16 protein-coding genes are annotated in these 15,243 nt (G+C 66.0%); 9 read left to right on the forward strand and 7 right to left on the reverse strand.

Going from position 1 to position 15,243, the window contains the following annotated elements; translation table 11 throughout:
• Positions 1–66 precede the first annotated feature (66 nt).
• Positions 67–2,664, forward strand: a complete 2,598-nt coding sequence (locus tag ABMA46_RS01430; protein ID WP_348997497.1) for a TIGR02302 family protein — start codon at positions 67–69, stop codon at positions 2,662–2,664.
• Positions 2,665–2,712: 48 nt separating this feature from the next.
• Here ABMA46_RS01430 and ABMA46_RS01435 read toward each other — a convergent pair whose 3' ends face one another.
• From ABMA46_RS01435 to ABMA46_RS01445, 3 genes are read right to left on the reverse strand one after another with little or no spacing between them, the layout of a single operon-like run.
• Positions 2,713–3,075, reverse strand: a complete 363-nt coding sequence (locus tag ABMA46_RS01435) for a response regulator (RefSeq protein WP_348997498.1) — start codon at positions 3,073–3,075, stop codon at positions 2,713–2,715.
• Positions 3,076–3,133: 58 nt separating this feature from the next.
• On the reverse strand, positions 3,134–3,676 hold the full coding sequence (hpt, locus tag ABMA46_RS01440; protein ID WP_348997499.1) for a hypoxanthine phosphoribosyltransferase: 543 nt from the start codon (positions 3,674–3,676) through the stop codon (positions 3,134–3,136).
• A gap of 25 nt (positions 3,677–3,701) precedes the next feature.
• Positions 3,702–4,352: a hypothetical protein gene (locus ABMA46_RS01445; protein ID WP_348997500.1), complete on the reverse strand. Its 651-nt coding sequence runs from the start codon at positions 4,350–4,352 to the stop codon at positions 3,702–3,704.
• Between the two features lie 193 nt (positions 4,353–4,545).
• Here ABMA46_RS01445 and ftsE point away from each other — a divergent pair, with 193 nt between their 5' ends.
• The 4 genes from ftsE to ABMA46_RS01465 all read left to right on the forward strand — a co-directional run bounded on the left by ftsE (position 4,546) and on the right by ABMA46_RS01465 (position 7,881).
• Positions 4,546–5,205 (forward strand): cell division ATP-binding protein FtsE, encoded by a 660-nt coding sequence (ftsE, locus tag ABMA46_RS01450; RefSeq protein WP_348997501.1) that lies wholly within the window; start codon positions 4,546–4,548, stop codon positions 5,203–5,205.
• A complete protein-coding gene (locus ABMA46_RS01455; protein ID WP_348997502.1) occupies positions 5,198–6,190 on the forward strand; it encodes a cell division protein FtsX in 993 nt (330 codons plus the stop codon). Before ftsE ends, ABMA46_RS01455 begins: the two co-directional genes overlap by 8 nt.
• A 75-nt stretch (positions 6,191–6,265) precedes the next feature.
• Positions 6,266–6,982 carry a YdcF family protein gene (locus tag ABMA46_RS01460; RefSeq protein WP_348997503.1) on the forward strand — a complete coding sequence of 239 codons (717 nt, stop codon included), beginning with the start codon at positions 6,266–6,268 and terminating at the stop codon, positions 6,980–6,982.
• Between the two features lie 101 nt (positions 6,983–7,083).
• On the forward strand, positions 7,084–7,881 hold the full coding sequence (locus tag ABMA46_RS01465) for a lysophospholipid acyltransferase family protein (protein ID WP_348997504.1): 798 nt from the start codon (positions 7,084–7,086) through the stop codon (positions 7,879–7,881).
• 23 nt (positions 7,882–7,904) lie between these two features.
• Here ABMA46_RS01465 and ABMA46_RS01470 read toward each other — a convergent pair whose 3' ends face one another.
• Together ABMA46_RS01470 and ABMA46_RS01475 are read right to left on the reverse strand one after the other, a co-directional pair.
• Positions 7,905–8,861 carry an aldo/keto reductase gene (locus ABMA46_RS01470; RefSeq protein ID WP_348997505.1) on the reverse strand — a complete coding sequence of 319 codons (957 nt, stop codon included), beginning with the start codon at positions 8,859–8,861 and terminating at the stop codon, positions 7,905–7,907.
• A gap of 101 nt (positions 8,862–8,962) precedes the next feature.
• Positions 8,963–9,517 carry a gamma-glutamylcyclotransferase gene (locus ABMA46_RS01475; protein ID WP_348997506.1) on the reverse strand — a complete coding sequence of 185 codons (555 nt, stop codon included), beginning with the start codon at positions 9,515–9,517 and terminating at the stop codon, positions 8,963–8,965.
• A 162-nt stretch (positions 9,518–9,679) separates the two neighbouring features.
• Here ABMA46_RS01475 and ABMA46_RS01480 point away from each other — a divergent pair, with 162 nt between their 5' ends.
• Positions 9,680–10,672, forward strand: a complete 993-nt coding sequence (locus ABMA46_RS01480; protein WP_348997507.1) for a DUF2125 domain-containing protein — start codon at positions 9,680–9,682, stop codon at positions 10,670–10,672.
• A 9-nt stretch (positions 10,673–10,681) separates the two neighbouring features.
• Here ABMA46_RS01480 and ABMA46_RS01485 read toward each other — a convergent pair whose 3' ends face one another.
• Together ABMA46_RS01485 and ABMA46_RS01490 are read right to left on the reverse strand one after the other, a co-directional pair.
• Entirely contained in the window at positions 10,682–11,680 is a 999-nt protein-coding gene (locus ABMA46_RS01485; protein WP_348997508.1) for an ABC transporter permease, read from the reverse strand.
• Between the two features lie 37 nt (positions 11,681–11,717).
• Positions 11,718–12,458, reverse strand: coding sequence for an ATP-binding cassette domain-containing protein (locus ABMA46_RS01490; protein WP_348997509.1), 741 nt, complete (start codon positions 12,456–12,458; stop codon positions 11,718–11,720).
• Positions 12,459–12,700: 242 nt separating this feature from the next.
• Between ABMA46_RS01490 and ABMA46_RS01495 the strand changes: the two genes are divergently transcribed.
• The 3 genes from ABMA46_RS01495 to ABMA46_RS01505 all read left to right on the forward strand — a co-directional run bounded on the left by ABMA46_RS01495 (position 12,701) and on the right by ABMA46_RS01505 (position 15,150).
• Positions 12,701–13,690 (forward strand): sugar-binding protein, encoded by a 990-nt coding sequence (locus tag ABMA46_RS01495; RefSeq protein ID WP_348997510.1) that lies wholly within the window; start codon positions 12,701–12,703, stop codon positions 13,688–13,690.
• Positions 13,691–13,783: 93 nt separating this feature from the next.
• Positions 13,784–14,683 carry an NAD-dependent epimerase/dehydratase family protein gene (locus ABMA46_RS01500; RefSeq protein WP_348997511.1) on the forward strand — a complete coding sequence of 300 codons (900 nt, stop codon included), beginning with the start codon at positions 13,784–13,786 and terminating at the stop codon, positions 14,681–14,683.
• Positions 14,684–14,811: 128 nt separating this feature from the next.
• Positions 14,812–15,150: a hypothetical protein gene (locus tag ABMA46_RS01505; protein ID WP_348997512.1), complete on the forward strand. Its 339-nt coding sequence runs from the start codon at positions 14,812–14,814 to the stop codon at positions 15,148–15,150.
• The last annotated feature ends 93 nt before the right edge of the window (positions 15,151–15,243 follow it).

Below are 15,243 nucleotides of genomic sequence, written 5' to 3' on the forward strand. Positions count from 1 at the left end.
TTTGATGCTATTGTTGGGGCGAAGCGGCCGGACGGCGACGCGCGCGGACCGGCTTCGAAAGGGCCGATGACGGAACGACCCGTATTCAGCGAACGCAACCTGGCTTTCCGGCTGGCCTCCAGCCGGGCGATGACGCGCGCGGCGATCCTCGTCGAGCGCGGCTGGCCGCTGATGCTGCCGGCGCTGGCCGTCCTGGCGCTGTTCCTCAGCGCAGCTTGGTTCGGACTTTTCCCGCGTCTTCCCGAAGGCGTGCGGCTGGCCGTCGCCGGCGCGTTCGGCCTGGCTTTCCTCGCCTGCCTTTATCCGCTCCGGTTCTTCCGTCCGCCGGCAGCGGCGGAAGTGGACCGCCGCATCGAGGCGGCCAACGCCTTGCCGCATGCGCCGCTTCAGGTGCAGGCGGACAGGCCGAGCGGCCACGACAGCGCGTTCTCGCAGGCGTTGTGGCGCGAGCACCAGAAGCGTATGGCGGCACGTCTCGACCGGCTTGGCCCGGATGTGCCGCGCCCCGGCGTGCCGGTGCGCGACCCGTGGGCGTTGCGCGCGGTCGCGGCACTGGTGTTCGCGGTCGCACTGGCCTTCTCGTTCGGGCCGCTGGGCGGACGTGTGGGCGACGCCTTCACCGGCCGGTCCTTCGTTGCGCCGGTGCCACCGCGCATCGACGCCTGGGTGACGCCGCCGGCCTATACCGGCAAACCGCCCGTCTTCCTCAATGCCGGAGCGCAGACCATTGACGAAGCCGGCAAGGCACCCGACACGTTCAGCGTTCCGGCCGGCAGCGACCTTACCCTTCGCGTGACCGGAGGCAGCGGTGAGGAAACGCTGAGCTATGCCGACTCCCGCGGCACGGAGCGCGTCATCGATCCGGTCACGACAGGCGAAAAGACCGCAAAGACCGATGCAGCGGCGCCTGGCGCCGCGGTTCTTCAATTTGCCGGCAAATTGTCCGCCGACGGCGTGCTGACACTGAAGTCGGGCGAGCAGGCGCTCGGCCGCTGGGCCTTCGCCGTCATTCCCGACAAGGCGCCGCAGATCCGCTTCGACGGCGACCCGAAACAGGCGCTGAACGGAACCCTCGACCTGAACTACCGGCTCGACGACGACTATGGCGGGGCTTCCGCAAAGGCCGAGTTCGCGCTGGCCGAAGACCAGGCCCCCAATGCCCGCCCGCTCTACGGAGCGCCGGACATGCCGCTTTCCCTGCCGCGGCGCGGCGCCAAGGACAATGGCGCCCGCACGACCAAGGACCTGACCGAACACGTCTGGGCCGGCAGCAGCGTCAGGCTGACGCTGGAGGCCACCGACGGCGCCGGCCAGGTGGCACGGAGTGAAACCAAAACGTTCACGCTGCCGCAGCGTCCTTTTTCCAATCCGCTGGCGCGCGCCGTCATCGAGGATCGCCGGCTGCTGGCGCTCGACGCCAACGCCAAGCCGCGCGTGCTCGCGCTGATGGACGCCATCACGCTGCGTCCCGAGGACACGTTCGACAACATGGCGCACTATCTCGCCATCATGAGCGCGCGCAGCCGATTGAAGCTGGCCGAGAGCGACGACCAGTTGCGCGACGTGGTGAGCTACCTCTGGGACGTCGCGCTCGGCATCGAGGAAGGCGATTTGTCGGCGGCGGAGAAGCGCCTGCGTCAGGCCCAGCAGCACTTGCAGGATCTGTTGAAGAACGGTGCGAGTGACGAGGACATCGACAAGGCGATGAAGGAATTGCGCCAGGCGATGCAGGATTTCCTGCGCGAATTCGCCGAGCGCCATCCGGACCAGCAGAACGCCATGCAGATGCCGAACGGCGCGCAGGAACTGCGCCAGAGCGATCTCGACCAGATGATGGACCAGATCGAGAACCTGGCGAAATCCGGCGATCGCGACAAGGCGCAGCAATTGCTGTCGGAACTGGAAAACATGATGAACAACCTGCAGGCCGGCCGCCGCGGCCAGCAGCAGGACCGCGAAGCGGGCCAGATGCGCCAGCAGATGGACAAGCTGGGCGAGATCATGCGCCGCCAGCAGGAGATGATGAACGAGACCTACCGGCTCGACCAGCAGCAGCGCGGGCAGGACGGCGACAACGGCGAAGATCCTTTCGGCGACGATGGCCAGCAGCAACAGCAGGGCGAGAACGGCCGGCCTCAGGACGGCGGCAAGGGCAAGCCGATGACGCCACAGGAATTCGCCGAGGCGCTGAAGCAGCTGCAGCAAGGCCAGGGCAAGCTGCAAAAGGACCTGGACAAGCTCGGTAAGGGCCTGGAAGGCATGGGCATGCAGCCGAACGAGGGTTTCGGCGACGCCGGCCGCGAGATGGGCAGGGCCGAGCAGTCGCTCGGCGACGGCGAGGGCGACAACGCGGTCGGCCATCAGGGCCGCGCGCTCGAAGCGTTGCGCAAGGGCGCCCAGGACATGATGAAACAGATGCAGGCCATGCAGGGCGACGAAGGTGGCAACCAGCCGGGCGGCCGTCAGCAGAACGCCGACCGCGACCCGCTCGGCCGGCCGCGCGCCACGCAGGGGCCGGACTTCGGCGATTCGGTCAAGGTGCCGGACGAGATCGACGTGCAGCGGGCGCGCGAGATCCTGGAAGCGATCCGCAAGCGCCTCGGCAACGCGCTGTCGCCCGACATCGAGCGCAGCTATCTCGAACGGCTGCTCGAGCTGAAATAATCAGGAAATGCGATTGCAGCGCCGGCGCTTGGGCCGGCGCGTAGCGAATCAGTTCAGCGCGAGGCCGACGCGTTCACGCAGTTCGGCCAGCGTGAAAGGTTTCTGCACCACGTCGCGGATGATGCCATGCAGATCCTCGGCGCGCTCGCGCTGCTCGGCATATCCGGTGATCAGCATGATCCTCATGCCAGGGAAGGCGGAAGCCGCCGCCTTCGCCATCTCGATGCCGTCCATCTCGGGCATGCGGATGTCCGAGACGACAAGGTCGTAACCGCCGGAGGCGGCGCGGATCGCCTCCAGCCCCTGCGCGCCGTCGGCGGCGAGGTCGATGTCGTGCCCGGCGCGTTCCAGCGCGCGGGCGGCCAGGGTGCGGACGGATTCGTCGTCCTCGACGAGGAGTAGCTTTGCCATGCGGCGGACCTTGGCTTCGAATCGTTAAACTTTTCCTGATGACAGGCTTTCCGGCGGCTCAGGCGTCGCCGTGCACGATGCCGACGAAGGGCAGTTCGCGGAAGGCGTGGGCGACGTCCATGCCGTAGCCGACGACGAAGTGATCCGGACAATCGAACCCGACGTAATCGGCCTCGAGGTCCGTCTGGCGGCGCATGCGCTTGTCGAGCAGCACGGCAAGCGAGCAGCTTCTGGCGCCGCGAGACAGCATCAGGTCGCGGGTGAATTTCAGCGTCTTGCCCGATTCCAGTATGTCATCGATCAGCAGCACGTCGCGCCCGGCGACCTCGTTGTCGATGTCGCGCAGCACGCGGACCTCGCCGCTGGTCGTGCCAGCCCCATAGCTGGAGATGAAGATGAACTCGACTTCCGGCGAAAGCCCGGCGTCGTGCATGGCGCGAATGAGATCGGCCGCGAAGATGAAGGAACCCTTCAGGACGGAGATGACGAGCAGGTCGTGATAGTCGTGCGCTGCGATTTCCTTGGCGAGTTCGAGGTTGCGCCGAGCGATCGCCGACGTAGAGAACAGCACTTCTATTTCCTTGCCGCGCACCACGGGCATATCTTTCTCCTCGCCGGGATCGATTCTATTCGGCGAAGCCCACGGCCACCGCCGCCACCCCGCTTGTAGGCACGTCCAGGCGACTGGAAAAGGCCAAACGCTGGCCGGACGCCAGCTCGCGGCCGGATGTCCCCAGCGTATAGCGCGTCAGCCTGCCGTCTTCACCGGTCACGCGGATTTCCAGGGGCGGCAGCACGGCGGCATCGTGACCGTCGTTCCCGGCCTCGCCGTCGACGAACAGCACCGGCTTCCCGCCCGACGAATCGACATGAGAGGTGACGCCGGTAATAGACAGCGCCGCGACGGGGTCGGGGGTGGTCGCAAACAGGGCCGAATGGCGTATCAGCGCATGGCCGCCGGATATCCAGAAGGCGGCGAGTGCCGCGGCGACGCCGGCGGCCCAGAACAGAGGACCTCCCCGTACGGAAAAGGGCTGCGCTGGTGCCGACGGCCGCAGCATCGCCATGCCGGCCGGCGGAGCTGCCGATTCGGATATATCCTGATGCGGCGTCGCCGTGGCAGACGAAGGAGACGGATCGGCGCTTGCGGCCGGCGGCAGGACCTCGTAATCGGCGTCGACCACGTCTTGGCCAAGCCCGTTCCCCGCTTGGCCGGAGCCGGCCGGCGCCGGCTCGGTCATGATTTCGCCGGAAACCGGGCGTGCGCTGTCGGCCATCGGATCCCCGATCGTGCGGCTTTGTTCCTGTCCGTTGCTTTTGCGTAAACGGAAATGGTTAACGCTTTCCCACCGGAGTGCTCGTGAACGGCGCAAGACAACCCAATTTTAACCGCCTGTTAACCAACCGAAAGGATGGTCGTCCGGACAAAACGGGCGGCGTGCCGCCGTACAAGAATTCAGGTCGTCAAACGTGATCCGCTTCGAGAATGTCGGCCTCCGTTATGGCATGGGCCCGGAAATTCTCCGCGACATCAGCCTGCAGATACCGGAGCGCTCCTTCCAGTTCCTGTCCGGCCCGTCCGGCGCCGGCAAAACGACGTTGCTCAGGCTCCTGTTCCTGTCGCTGAAACCGACGCGCGGCCTCATCACCATCTTCGGCAGGGATCGCTCGCGCATCCCGCGCTCCGAACTGCCGCTGCTGCGCCGGCGCATCGGCGTCGTCTTCCAGGATTTCCGCCTGCTCGACCACATGACCACCTATGAGAACGTCGCGCTGCCGCTGCGCGTGCGCGGGCGCGAGGAGACGAGCTACCGCACCGACGTGACCGAGTTGCTGAAATGGGTGGGGTTGGGCGAGCGCATGCACGTGCTGCCGCCGGTGCTGTCCGGCGGCGAGAAGCAGCGCGCCGCGATCGCGCGCGCGCTGATCGAGCAGCCGGAGATCCTGCTGGCCGACGAGCCGACCGGCAATGTCGACCCGCAGCTCGCCCGCCGCCTGCTCAGGCTGTTCATCGAGCTCAACCGGCTGGGCACGGCGGTGGTGATCGCCACCCACGACCTCGCCCTGATGGACCAGGTCGACGCGCGCCGGCTGATCCTGTCGGGCGGAAGGCTGGACATCTATGACTGAGCCGTCTGAGGCGTTCGACCAGGCCGGAGTGGCGACGGAAACGTCTGCGGCGAGCGGCGAGCGTTCGCAGCGCCGCACCTCGGCGATCGTGCCGGCGCAAAACATCGCCGGCCGCGCGCTGGTCATCGTCATCGCCATCATGACGTTCCTGTCGTGCCTGACCTTCGGCGCGGTGACGCTGGTGCGCGACACCGCTTCGGTATGGGAGAGCCAGATTTCGCGTGAGGCCACGATCCAGATCAAGCCGGCGGACGGGCTGGACATGGAGGCCGCGCTGTCCTCGGCCGCCGAGATCGCCGGCGCCACGAAAGGCGTGAAATCGGTGAAGATCGTCGATCGTGAGGCCACCGCGCGGCTGCTCGAGCCATGGCTCGGCGCCGGCCTCGATCTGGACGAACTGCCTGTGCCGCGGCTGGTTGTCATCACCCTCGATCCCGTCACGCCGCCGGATTTCGAGGCGCTGCGCGCCGCGCTGGGCGCGCATCTGCCGACCGCCAGCCTCGACGACCACCGCACCTGGGTCGACCGGCTGGTGGCGATGGCGCATTCGACGGTGACGATCGGCGTCGCGGTGCTCGTCCTGATGCTCGCCGCCACGGTGCTGACCGTCGTCTTCGCCACGCGGGGCGCTATGGCCGGCAACGGGCACATCATCGAGGTGCTGCACTTCGTCGGCGCCGAGGCGCGCTTCATCGCACGCGAGTTCCGGCGCCACTTCCTCGTCACTGGCATGAAAGGCGCGGCTGCGGGCGGGGTGGCCGCCATTCTCGTCTTCATCGTCTTTTCCTGGTGGTCCTCGCACAGCATGGCGACACCCGGCGGCGACCAGGCGGCGGCGCTTTTCGGGCATTTCGCCATCGGCTGGTCGGGCTATCTGGGGGTGCTCCTGATGGTCGTGGTCATCGGCGTACTGACGGCCGCGACGTCGCACGTCACCGTCGTCGCCTATCTCAGCGACATCGAGGTCCGGCAGACGGAAGGCTGACGGGCGCGGTTTGACGCATGGGAATGTCGCTCGCGCCCCTATCAAAGGCCGCAATTCGGGATTAACCATGAGACGATGAGCGGTCAGGATTCGATCGAAGCGACCGGGCGGCAGTCAGCGTCGGCCGAGGGCGCAGGGAACTGGCAGCGGCTGCGTCGGGCATTCGGCCTGGGAGCGTCGCTGCTGGTCGGCGCCGGCCTGGTCTTCGCGGCCGGGTTCGGCTGGTTTGCCAGTCATGTCAGCCATCTCGCCACGCCCAGCGACCCGCAAAAGGCGGATGCGATCATCGTGCTGACCGGCGGCCAGTCGCGGCTGGACGCGGCGATGGAACTGCTCGAAACCGGCAAGGGCGACAGGCTGCTGATCAGCGGCGTGCATCCTTCGGCGACGCGTCGGCAGCTACAGCACGCGCTGGGCGGCGACAAGCGGCTGTTCGCCTGCTGCGTCGATCTCGACCGAACGGCGCTCGACACGATCGGCAATGCCGAGGAAAGCGCCAAATGGGTGCACAACCACGCCTATAGCAGCGTGATCCTGGTCACCAACAACTACCATATGCCGCGCAGCCTGCTCGAAATGGGCCGACTGCTCGGCAAGGCCAAGCTCGAACCCTATCCGGTGGTCAACACCAACCTCGACAATGGCGGCTGGCTGACGAAGCCGGAGGCGCTGCGGGTGCTATTTACCGAATACAATAAATATCTGCTCGCGCTGGCGCGCGGCGTGCTGCCGCTGAAACCGACCCCGGACGGCATCACCCTGGCCGAAGGCGCGGCCAATCCGGCCCGATAAGCCGGCCCCGTAAACCGTAAGACCCTAAAGACGCGTCAGCTTCGTTTTTCTTTTTCGCGCGATTGGTATAAGCACCTCGCACGATCTCACCGGCTTCCCTGATGCTCCATATCCGTTCGCTGGCCTTCAACCTGGCATTCTATGCAAGTCTGGTCGTCCAGATGATTGTCTGGTCGCCGCTGTATTTCCTGTCGCCGCGCCGTAAGGCGTGGTTCGTGCCGAAGTTCTGGTCGCGCACCAGCCTGTGGCTCTATAAGGCGCTCGCCGGCACGCGCAGCGACATTGCCGGCACGGAAAACCTGCCGCAAGGCTCCTTCATCCTGGCACCAAAGCACCAGTCCTTCTGGGATGCGATCGCGTTCTTCCCCTATCTCGACGACCCGCTCTACATCCTCAAGCGCGAGCTGACCTGGATCCCGTTCTTCGGCTGGTACATCCTGAAGATGCGCATGATCCCGGTCGATCGCGGCAACCGGGCCAAGGCGCTCCGGGCGGTGGTGAACGCCACCAAGGCGGAACTGGCCCGCAATCCGCGCCAGTTGATCATCTATCCCGAAGGCACGCGGCGCGCACCGGGCGATGTGCCGGCCTACAAATACGGCATCGTCGAGCTTTATACGCAGCTCGGCCTGCCGGTCGTGCCGGTCGCCCATGTCGCCGGCCTCTACTGGCCGCGGCGCAAGTTCCTGCGCTATCCCGGAACCATCAAGGCCCGCTTCCTGCCACCGATACCCCCCGGACTCGGCAAGGACGAATTCATGAAGCGGCTGATCGGCGAGACGGAAGCCGGTTGCGACGCACTGCTGGTCGACGCGGCGCGCCAGCCGGGCCATCCGCCGCTGCCGCCGACGGCGGTGAAGCGGCTTGCCGAACTCGCCGCCGCGCCGGATCAGTCGTAAGCCGGTTTTGTCCTCGGGTTCGCTCAGGCGCCGGGCGCGCTGGCTTCGTCCAGCGCCTTGATGTCCGCACCGGTCAGCTTCAGCGAGACCGACCGGATCAGGCTCTCCATCTGCTCGAGGCTCGTGGCGCTGGCGATCGGCGCGGTGACGCCGGGCCGCGCGATGATCCAGGCGAGCGCCGCTTCCGCCGGCGTGGCGTCATGGCGGGCGGCGACCTCGTCCAGCGCGCCGAGGATGCGCAGGCCGCGCGCGTCGAGATATTTCTTCACGCCGCTGCCGCGCGCGCTTTTGCCGAGATCGGCCTGCGAGCGGTACTTGCCCGACAGGAAGCCGCTGGCGAGGCTGTAGTAAGTGATGACTCCGAGCCCCTCGGCCATGCACAGCTCACGCAGCTTGCCGTCGTAACTCGCCCGGTCGTAGAGATTGTATTCCGGTTGCAGCACCTCGTAGCGCGGCAGGCCGCGCAGCTTCGCCATGTCGAGCGCCGCCCGCAACTGGCCGGCATCGAGGTTGGACGCGCCGATGGCGCGGACCTTGCCTGCCTTGATGAGCCTGTCGTAGGCGCCGAGCGTTTCCTCGTAGGGCGTCGTCGGGTCGGGCCAGTGCGAAAGATAGAGGTCGATGGCCTCGATCTGCAGGCGGCGCAGCGAGTCCTCCACCGCCTTCTCGATATAGGCGGCGGACAGGTCCTTCCTGCCCTGCCCCATGTCAGAGCCGACCTTGGTGACGACAACCACCTTATCGCGGCTTTTGCGGTCCTTCATCCACTTGCCGATGATGGTCTCGGATTCGCCCCCCTTGTTACCGGGAACCCAGCGCGAATAGGCATCGGCCGTATCGATCGCGTTGAAGCCGGCATCGACGAACCGGTCGAGCAAGTCGAAAGAGGTCTTCTCGTCGGCGGTCCAGCCGAACACGTTGCCGCCAAAGACGAGCGGGGCGATTTCGAGGCCGGTCTGGCCGAGGGCGCGCTTCTGCAAGGTCTGGCTCCATGCTTGGGGCGTACAGAGGGAATCGGTGCGATGCGGCGCGAGACTAGTCCGGGCGAGACGGCTTTCAAAGCCCGATCACGGTTTCCTGATCAGGTCCGTTTGCCGGCATCGGGCAAAGCGCTGCCGGAGTTCGGCAGCCGGCGCGCCACCGCCTCCAGCCAGTGATCGCGGATGCCCAGCGCTCTGAGATGCTCAACAGTGTTGGTCACATAGGTCTCGTTCGGACCGGATTGGCCCTGCGCGCCCAAAACCATGCTGGCCGCCGCCGCCTCGTCGAGCGAGCCGGCATATTGCCTGTGGTCGCGGTCCACCACATAGGCGATGGCGTCCACGGCGCCGCCGCCCTCAAGACGCACCGCAAGCGTGCGCTCGAGATAGACCATGGTGACAAGCTCGCGCTCGCGCAGGTAGCCGATCACCTCTTCGCGCAGATGGCCGGCGACGCGGAAGGCGAGGCCGACGCAGGAGCCGCCGCGGTCCAGCCCGAGCACCAGGCCTGGCCGCTCCGGTGTGCCACGATGCACATGAGAATAGACGCAGAGCGACCTGCGATAGCCGTACAGACGGGCGCGACGCGCTTCCACATGTGCGAAACCGGGCCGCCAGATCAGCGAGCCATAGCCAAAAACCCAAAAATCGCCCATATCGCCAAGCCTAAGGAGACCGTTTGCCGTGGATGCGGCAGCGACCTGAGATGGATCGCGACCTTCAGATTCGCGCGGCACGTTTCAGGTGTCTGTTTTTCAGCATGTCTTTACCCGAAACCCTGTCCGCTTCGGGAGACATGCCTTAACGAGAGCAGTTGCATGACGTCAAGCGATCAGAACCGACCCAAGTCCGGCCACGGACTCCTCTGGCTCGTCGGCGTGCTGGTGGCGCTGTTCGCACTCTACAGCGCCGGATGGTTCTGGACGGCGAATCGCCTGAAGACGGAGACGGCGGGGCTGATCGCCGCCCTCGCCAGCAAGGGCGTACAGGCCGATTGCGCCAATATGGCGGTAGCGGGCTATCCCTTGCGTCTCGCCGTCACCTGCGACAGCCTTGCCTATCAGGACGACGCGCGCGCCGTGGCGGCTTCGGCGGGCAGCGTCGACGCGGCGGCCAGCCTGTTTGCGCCGCTCTGGCCCTCGGCGGACTTCAGGGGTCCGCTGCGCACCGTGGCGCCGGGGATGACGCCGCTATGGATCGACTGGGACGGCCTCAGGGCGACGACCGCGCTGTGGTGGCCGCTGCCCAGCCGCCTGACGCTCGCTGCCGAGGGGCTGTCGGGCCAGACCGATCCGGAGGACGGCGATCCGGTGCAACTGTTCAGCGCCGGCAATGCCGAAGCGGAATTTCGTCCCGTCGGCGGCGATCTCGCCTATAGCGGCCGCGTCTCGGATCTCGAGATCGACGCCGAAGCGATCGGCGGACGCCAGGTGCCCCCGCTCGACGCCAGCGGCGACGCGACGATCAAGAACGGCCTCGCGCTGCTGCGGACGGGCGCGCGAAGCCTGCGCGGCCAGTCGATCGACATCGGGAAGTTGCAGCTTTCTTCCGGTGAGGCGCGCGTGACGCTGTCAGGCCCGCTCTCGGTGGATGAGCAGGGCCTGATCGACGCCAGGCTCGAGATCAGGCTGCGCAATCCCAAGGCGGTCGGCGAGGTGCTCGGCGGCGTCATTCCCGAAAGGAAGAGCCAGATCGAGCAGGGATTTGCCGCGCTCGCCATGCTGGGCGGCGGCGCCATGCCGCTGACTGTCGTCAAGGGCAAGGCCTCGCTCGGTTTCATCCCCCTGGGAAGGATCGGGCCGGTCCGGTAGGCGAGCCGCTCAATCCGTCTGCCGCAGGCTGCGCAGCCGGTCGAACAGCACGGCCAGGATGATCGCGCCGCCGATGAAGGTGCCCTGCCAGAAGGCGTTGATGCCGAGCAGGCCAAGGCTGTTGCGGATCACCTCGATGAGCGCTGCGCCGACCAGCGCGCCGAAGGCGGTGCCGACGCCGCCAGCCAGGTTAGCGCCGCCGATGACGGCCGCCGCGATCACCTGAAGTTCCATACCGGTTCCGATATTGGTGGTGACCGCGCCCAGCCAGCCGGTCTGCACGATTCCGGCAATGCCGGCCGAAAGCGCGCAGATCATGTAGACCGCGACCTTGATCGGCTTCACCGGCACGCCGGTCAGCGTGGCAGCGTGCTCATTGCCGCCGATGGCGAAGACATGGCGGCCGAACCGCGTCCAGCGCAGTACGAAGCCGGTCAGCAGCGCCAGCGCGATCATGTAGAGCACCGGATTGGCAATGCCGAAGAACCAGGCGCCGCCGCCGAGCGACAGGAGCTTGGCGTGATCCGGCCCGAACTGGAAGACCACCGTGTTGTTGGACGCCACCATGGCAAGGCTGCGGGCTATGGAAAGCATGCCGAGCGTCACCACGAAGGGCGGGAAACCGAGATAGGCGATCAGGACCCCATTGAAGGCGCCGATGGCAAGCGCCGTCAGGAGCGCGGCGGCGATGCCGAATTCGATGCCGTGGCCGGCATGCATGGTCACGGCCAGCACCATCGAGGACAGGCAAAGAACCGAGCCGACGGACAGATCGATACCGCCGGTGATAATGACGAATGTCATGCCGAGCGCGATGATGGCGGTGAAGGTGATGTTGCGGGTGATGTTGAAGAGGTTGGTCCGCGTCGCGAAGGAATCGGTGGCGAAGGTCAGGAACAGGCAGGCGAGCGCGACGGCCAGCACCACCCAGAAGGTCTGGTTGCCGAAAAGCCGCGACCAGAAGGTGTGCTGCTTGTGTGCGATCGTCTGGTCGAGTGTCACTGACATGGTCGGCCCTTGCGATTGGTGTTGAGTGTGGAGAGGGTCAAACGGCCTCGATCGCGCCGGTAATCAGCCCCGTCACTTCCTCGGGCGAACTCAAGGCGATCGTCTTGTCGGCGACCTTGCGGCCGCGCCGCATGACGATGACTCGGTCGGCGACGTCGAAGACGTCCGGCATGCGGTGGCTGATGAGCACCACCGCGATACCGCTGTCGCGCAGGTGGCGGATGAGGTTGAGCACCTCGGCCACCTGGCGCACCGAAATCGCCGCGGTCGGCTCGTCCATCAGCACGATCCTGGCCTTGGACAGCATGGTGCGGGCGATCGCCACGGCCTGACGCTGGCCACCCGACATGCGGCGCACGAGGTCCCGAGGCCGCGTTTCCGACTTCAATTCGGCGAAGATCTCGCCGGCACGACGATACATCGACGCGTAGTCGAGGACACTCAAGGGACCGACCCCGCGGCGCAATTCGCGACCGAGAAAGACGTTGGCGGCGGCCGTCAGGTTGTCGCACAGCGCCAGATCCTGGTGCACGATCTCGATGCCATTGCGGCGCGCATCCACGGGGCGATGCATGACCAGCTCGCGACCATCCATGTGCATGGCGCCATGGCTGGGGCGGAAATTGCCGGCGATCATCTTGACCAGCGTCGATTTGCCGGCGCCGTTGTCGCCCATCAGGCCCACGACTTCGCCCGGCTCGATCGACAGCGAAACGTCGTTGACCGCCTGAATCGCCCCGAAATGCTTCGAGACGTTCGCGAGTTCCAGAACAGCCACAGTGCTCCTCCCAGGCTGGGGCCATGATCGTCCGCCGCGCGCTCCTCCCGCGCCGCCGACGGTTCATTTACGCAAACGGCCCAGCCTGCGTCAATTGTCGGGCGCCTAATTTTGTCTGACAAATAGCATTGACGGAATGGCGGGCGCACTATTAGCTAACAGCCGCAGAAAGCCTGGAGGAAACTGCGGAGCGGGCCTGTTCCGTTCCTTTTGTCATGATGGTTCAAGGGAGGACCGCCTACATGAAGAAATCGATTCTGCTCGCCGCGGCCGCAGCGCTTATGCTCGGCGCCGGCCCTGCTCTGGCTAAGAAACAGCTCGTCATCGTCGTGAAGGGTCTCGACAACCCGTTCTTCGAGGCGATGCACCAGGGATGCGAGAAGTGGAACTCGGAGAACAAGGATTCCGAATACGAGTGCTTCTACACCGGCCCCGCCTCCACATCGGACGAGGCCGGCGAGGCCCAGATCCTGCAGGATATATTGAGCAAGCCCGATACGGCGGCCGTCGCGATCTCGCCGTCCAACGCGCCGCTGATCGCGCAGACGATCCGCTCCGCCAATCCGTCAATCCCGATCATGACGGTGGACGCCGACCTCGCCAAGGAAGACGCCAGTCTGCGCAAGACCTATCTCGGCACCGACAACTACCTGATGGGCAAGAAGATCGGCGACTATATCAAGAAGGCGATGCCGAAGGGCGGCAAGATCTGCACCATCGAGGGCAATGCCGCGGCCGACAATATCCTGCGCCGCGCGCAGGGCATGCGTGATTCGCTTTCGGGCCAGGAAGGGCTTGCCGAGCTGAAGGGCGAAGGCGGCTGGACCGAAGTGGCCGGCTGCCCGGTTTTCACCAACGACGACGGCGCCAAGGGCGTGCAGGCGATGAGCGACATTCTCGCCGCCAATCCGGACCTCGCCGCCTTCGGCATCATGGGCGGCTGGCCGCTGTTCGGCGCGCCACAGCCCTATCGCGACCTGGTCGGGCCGCTGAAGGACAAGCTCGCCAGCAACGAGTTCGCCATCGGCGCGGCCGACACGATCGGCGACGAGGTGGCGATCGCCAAGGACGGTCTCGTCACGGCGCTGGTCGGCCAGCGTCCGTTCGAGATGGGTTACAAGGCGCCTTCGGTGATGATCGACCTGATCGACGGCAAGAAGGTCGACGATCCGGTCTTCACCGGTCTCGACGAATGCACCAAGGATACGGTCGACACCTGCATCCAGAAATAGGATCGCCCGAATCGGAAAACGACGGCGCGGCTTCGGCCGCGCCGTCTGGTTTTGTTGAAGGGCCTGCGGCGGCGGGCCGGTACGGAGGTTGTCATGGCCAAGCGCATCATGTTCACCGGCGGCAGCGGCAAGGCGGGCCGCCATGTCGTGCAATACCTGCTCGACCAGGGCCATCAGGTGCTCAATCTGGACACGAAGCCGCTCGACAACCCGAAAGTGCGCACGCTCATCACCGACATCACCGACAGCGGCCAGGTGTTCAATGCGTTGTCGAGCTATATGGGGCTGCACGAATTCGATCCGTCGCTCAGGCCGCAGCCGGTGGACGCCGTGGTGCATTTCGCCGCCATTCCGCGCATCATGATCGCGCCGGACAACGAACTGTTCCGCATCAATGCGCTGGGTACCTACAACGTCGTCGAAGCGGCGGTGAAGCTCGGTATAAAAAAGATCGTCATCGCCTCCAGCGAGACGACATACGGGCTGGTATTCGCCCACGAGCCGAGGAACCCGGCCTATTTCCCGCTCGATGAGGACTACGACGTCGATCCGATGGACAGCTACGCCTTATCCAAAGTGGTCAACGAAAAGACCGCGCGCGCGTTTGCCCTGCGCTCCGGCTTCGACATCTATGCGCTGCGCATCGGCAACGTCATCGAGCCGCACGAATACGACCTGTTCCCGAAATGGTTCGCCGATCCGGGCTTCCGCAAGCGCATCGCATGGAGCTATGTCGATGCGCGTGACCTCGGCCAGTTGACCGACCTCGCGGTCGCCAAGGACGGGCTGGGCTTCCAGGTGTTCAACGCGGTCAATGACGAGACGTCGTCCGACCTGCCGACGGCGGAACTGTTGCAACGCTTCTATCCCGGTGTTCCGCTCAAACGGCAACTCGGCGAATTCGAGACGCTGCTGTCGAACAGCAAGGCGCGCGAGATGCTCGGCTTCAGCCCGAAGCATCGCTGGCGCGACTACGTGCCCGGCTTCGCCTGAGCCCTGGACGGCGAACGGGCGCGCTTGCCGAATCGTAAACCATGCGATGCGGCGACGGCGCCGCCGGACTTGCGCGGCAACGGCGATTGGGGCCACTTTGCCGCCTTCGGTGGAGCGCGGGGAAAGGCATGGCCGATCTCGGGCAGGCAGCAACAGGCGGTCGCGACGACGCCGCGCGGCGGTTTTTCCGCTCGCGCTGGCGTGGCACGGTTCCGCTCGGCAGGCTGATCTGGCGCGACATGATGCTGGTGGCGTCCGCGCTGAACGCCTTGGCGTCGATGCTGGCGCTCTGGCTGCTCGGACTGGGCACGCCGCCGCTCGTCGCCCTGCCGATGCATTTCGCCCTGCTGCCTTACAACCTGTTCCTGGCGCTGTGCGTGTGGCGCACCGCCGAGCGCACCGGCGGCAGCACGGTGGGCTATATGCTGCTTGCGACGGCATGGCTGGTGTTGGTGACGGTCATCTGAGGGGGCCAGTCCGCGCCGCAAGGATAGTCCCCACGCAAGAACGACTGCCCTTTCGGGCGGCAACTCGTCCTGTCTGCGGCTGTCGCTGGCCGG

The organism is Mesorhizobium hunchu (genome assembly GCF_040081975.1).
Taxonomy (GTDB): Bacteria; Pseudomonadota; Alphaproteobacteria; order Rhizobiales; family Rhizobiaceae; genus Mesorhizobium; species Mesorhizobium hunchu.

Excerpts from the sequence above, each read along its gene's own strand:
- ABMA46_RS01480 (WP_348997507.1), top strand. The coding sequence starts at position 9,680 with ATGACGTCAAGCGATCAGAACCGACCCAAGTCCGGCCACGGACTCCTC.
- hpt (WP_348997499.1), bottom strand. The coding sequence starts at position 3,676 with ATGCCCGTGGTGCGCGGCAAGGAAATAGAAGTGCTGTTCTCTACGTCG.
- ABMA46_RS01430 (WP_348997497.1), top strand. The coding sequence starts at position 67 with ATGACGGAACGACCCGTATTCAGCGAACGCAACCTGGCTTTCCGGCTG.
- ABMA46_RS01475 (WP_348997506.1), bottom strand. The coding sequence starts at position 9,517 with ATGGGCGATTTTTGGGTTTTTGGCTATGGCTCGCTGATCTGGCGGCCC.
- ABMA46_RS01500 (WP_348997511.1), top strand. The coding sequence starts at position 13,784 with ATGGCCAAGCGCATCATGTTCACCGGCGGCAGCGGCAAGGCGGGCCGC.
- ABMA46_RS01505 (WP_348997512.1), top strand. The coding sequence starts at position 14,812 with ATGGCCGATCTCGGGCAGGCAGCAACAGGCGGTCGCGACGACGCCGCG.
- ABMA46_RS01455 (WP_348997502.1), top strand. The coding sequence starts at position 5,198 with ATGACTGAGCCGTCTGAGGCGTTCGACCAGGCCGGAGTGGCGACGGAA.
- ABMA46_RS01460 (WP_348997503.1), top strand. The coding sequence starts at position 6,266 with ATGAGCGGTCAGGATTCGATCGAAGCGACCGGGCGGCAGTCAGCGTCG.
- ABMA46_RS01485 (WP_348997508.1), bottom strand. The coding sequence starts at position 11,680 with ATGTCAGTGACACTCGACCAGACGATCGCACACAAGCAGCACACCTTC.
- ABMA46_RS01465 (WP_348997504.1), top strand. The coding sequence starts at position 7,084 with ATGCTCCATATCCGTTCGCTGGCCTTCAACCTGGCATTCTATGCAAGT.
- ABMA46_RS01445 (WP_348997500.1), bottom strand. The coding sequence starts at position 4,352 with ATGGCCGACAGCGCACGCCCGGTTTCCGGCGAAATCATGACCGAGCCG.
- ABMA46_RS01495 (WP_348997510.1), top strand. The coding sequence starts at position 12,701 with ATGAAGAAATCGATTCTGCTCGCCGCGGCCGCAGCGCTTATGCTCGGC.
- ABMA46_RS01435 (WP_348997498.1), bottom strand. The coding sequence starts at position 3,075 with ATGGCAAAGCTACTCCTCGTCGAGGACGACGAATCCGTCCGCACCCTG.